Annotated in this window: 3 protein-coding genes; all 3 read left to right on the plus strand. The window is 70.6% G+C overall.

What is annotated here, in order from left to right; translation table 11 throughout:
• The first annotated feature begins 301 nt into the window (after positions 1 to 301).
• The gene (locus HUU95_RS13230) at positions 302 to 1,207 is read left to right on the plus strand and encodes an ATP-grasp domain-containing protein (protein ID WP_174280530.1); all 906 of its coding nucleotides are present in this window, start codon (positions 302 to 304) and stop codon (positions 1,205 to 1,207) included.
• A 17-nt stretch (positions 1,208 to 1,224) separates the two neighbouring features.
• Positions 1,225 to 2,223, plus strand: coding sequence for an LLM class flavin-dependent oxidoreductase (locus HUU95_RS13235; protein WP_254602798.1), 999 nt, complete (start codon positions 1,225 to 1,227; stop codon positions 2,221 to 2,223).
• 198 nt (positions 2,224 to 2,421) lie between these two features.
• The coding region (locus tag HUU95_RS13240; RefSeq protein ID WP_254602799.1) for a response regulator at positions 2,422 to 2,802 on the plus strand (381 nt) is incomplete at its 3' end.

Genomic DNA, 2,802 nt, shown 5'->3' on the forward strand with positions numbered 1-2,802 from the left:
GCGCCGGCCGGCACCGCCGCGAGCGCCACGCCCAGCGCCCAACCGCCCCTCGCGCGGGCGTGCCGGCGGTATGTCCCCCGCATTGCGTTCCCCCTGATCGCCGACTCGCGCCGCGCCGCGGTCCCACCCGCGGCCTCGCCCAATCCGACTATTCCCCGGTGCCATACTACCGCGCGCACGGGGGCGAAGTCAATTTACCGAACAAGACGGCGGCCATGGCCGGAACCGGCCAGCGCCGTTGTCGCTTGACCGCCTCGACGCCGGCTGGTCTCGGTCGTGCACCCTCACGAAACGGAACGCCTTGGCCGATCTCGCCATCCTGTACGAACACCCGCTCTGGTTCGCGCCGCTGTTCGCCGCGCTGGAGCGCCGCGGCGTCGACCATGTCCGGCTCCGGCCGGACGGTGGCTGGGATCCGGCCGGCTCGCCGCCGCCCGCGCCGGTGATCCTCAATCGCATCGCGATGTCGTCCTTCCTGCGGGCGGGCGAACACCCGATCTTCCACGCGCAGGCGCTGCTCGATCACTGGGCCCGCGCCGGCGCCCGGGTGATCAACGACGCCGCCGTGATGGCGGTGGACGCGTCCAAGGCGCGCCAGCTGTCGCTGATCGCCGGGCTGGGCCTCGCCGTGCCGCGCACCCGGATCGTCCACCGCGCGGCCGACGTGCCGGTGGCGGCGGACGCGATCGGCTTCCCGCTGGTCGTCAAGGCCAATGTCGGCGGCTCGGGCGCCGGCATCGCGCGCTTCGACACCGCCGCCGAGCTGCGCCACGTGATCGCGGCGAACGGGCTGCCGACCAGCGTCGACGGCGTGCTGCTCGTCCAGGACTATGTGCCGCAGCGCGACGGCGCGATCATCCGGATCGAGACGCTCGACCGCCGCTTCCTGTATGCGATCGAGGTGGCGGGCGGCGGCGCGTTCGATCTCTGCCCCGCCGACGCCTGCGTCGCGGGCTCGGGTATCGCGATGCGCCAGGTCGAGCCCGCGCCGCCGCTGGTCGAGGCGGCCGAGGCGATCGCGCGCGCGACGGCGCTCGATGTCGGCGGCGTCGAGGTGATGATCGACGATCGCGACGGCGTGCCGCGCTTCTACGACATCAACGCGCTGTCGAACTTCGTCGCCAAGCCGCTGGATGTGCTGGGCTGGGACCCGCACGACCGGCTGGCCGATTACCTGATCGCCCGGATCGAGGAGGCACGCGGCTGATGCGTTATGGATACTGGATGCCGGTGTTCGGCGGCTGGCTGCGCAACGTGCCCGATGAGGGCATGGCGGCATCGTGGGCATATGCCAGGCAGCTCGCGCAGGATTCGGAACGCTGGGGCTATTCGCTCAGTCTGCTCGCCGAGCTGAACCTCAACGACATCAAGGGCGTCGACCAGCCCGCGCTCGATGCCTGGTCCACCGCCGCCGCGCTAGCCGCCGTCACCGAATCGCTGGAGCTGATGGTCGCCGTCCGCCCCAATTTCCATCACCCCGCGCTGTTCGCCAAGGCGGCGGCGAACATCGATCAGATCAGCGGTGGCCGCCTCGCGCTCAACGTCGTGTCGAGCTGGTGGGCGGACGAGGCCAGGCAATACGGCCTTCAGTTCGACCAGCATGACGATCGCTACGCGCGCACGGCCGAATGGCTGACCGTGGTCGACGGCCTGTGGTCGCAGGACCGGTTCAGCTTCGACGGGCGCTTCTACCGGACGGAGGACGCGATCTGCGCGCCCAAGCCCGCGCACCACCCGGTGATCTACGCCGGCGGCGAGAGCGACAAGGCCAAGGCGATGATCGCCGCGCAATGCGACGCCTATGTCATGCACGGCGACCCCGCCGCCGCGATCGCGCCCAAGATCGCCGACATGGCCACCCGGCGCGCGGCGCTGAACAAGCCGCCGATGCGATACGGCATGGCCGCCTACGCGATCGTCCGCGACTCGGAAGCCGAGGCCCGGCGCGAGCTGGCGCGGATCACCACCGTCAGCGAGCTGCCCGCCGGCTATGCCAATTTCGACCAATGGCTGTCGGGCACGCAATTGGAGCGCGAGCTGAAGATCCAGGAATACAGCGTCTCCAACCGTGGCCTGCGCCCCGACCTGGTCGGCACGCCCGAGCAGCTGAAGGAGCGGATCGCCGAATACGAGGCCGCCGGGCTCGACCTGCTGCTCCTGCAGATGAGCCCGCAGGCGGAGGAGATGGAACGGTTCGCGGCCCAGGTGATGGGCACCGCCTGATCGTTGGCGACCGGACGCTGTCCTACACGCGCGCGATGTGCTGAAACCGTGCGGTCGCCCGTGGGTGCCACGCTCTTTCTCTTGATGGGCGGCGCGAAAGGTCACGAATCCCACCTCACGGGCGTGACTTTCCGCGTCTGCACCCGATCTGCACGCCCATCGCCGCACCCGCTGCACCGGTCCGCGTCACCACGCGCCATGCTCCACGCCCCCATTGACGCGACGCCCGCGCTGACCATCCTGGCGCCGATGCCCCGCACCATCCTGGTGGTTGATGACGACCCGCATATCCGCGAGCTGCTCGTCTATGCGCTGGAAAAGGCGGGGCTCGCGACGCGCGAGGCCGCCGATGGCGAGGCCGCGCTCGCCAGCGTCGCCGCCGACCCGCCCGACCTGGTCGTGCTGGACATCAACATGCCGCGCCTGGACGGGCTGGAAGTCTGCCGCCGGCTGCGCGCGCCCAGCGCCGGCGGCAGCGACATGCCCGTCCTGTTCCTGTCGAGCCGCGACGACGAGATCGACCGCATCCTCGGCATCGAGCTGGGCGCCGACGATTACGTCACCAAGCCCTTCTCGCCA

It is taken from the genome of Sphingomonas bacterium (assembly GCF_903643065.1).
Taxonomy (GTDB): Bacteria; Pseudomonadota; Alphaproteobacteria; order Sphingomonadales; family Sphingomonadaceae; genus Sphingomonas.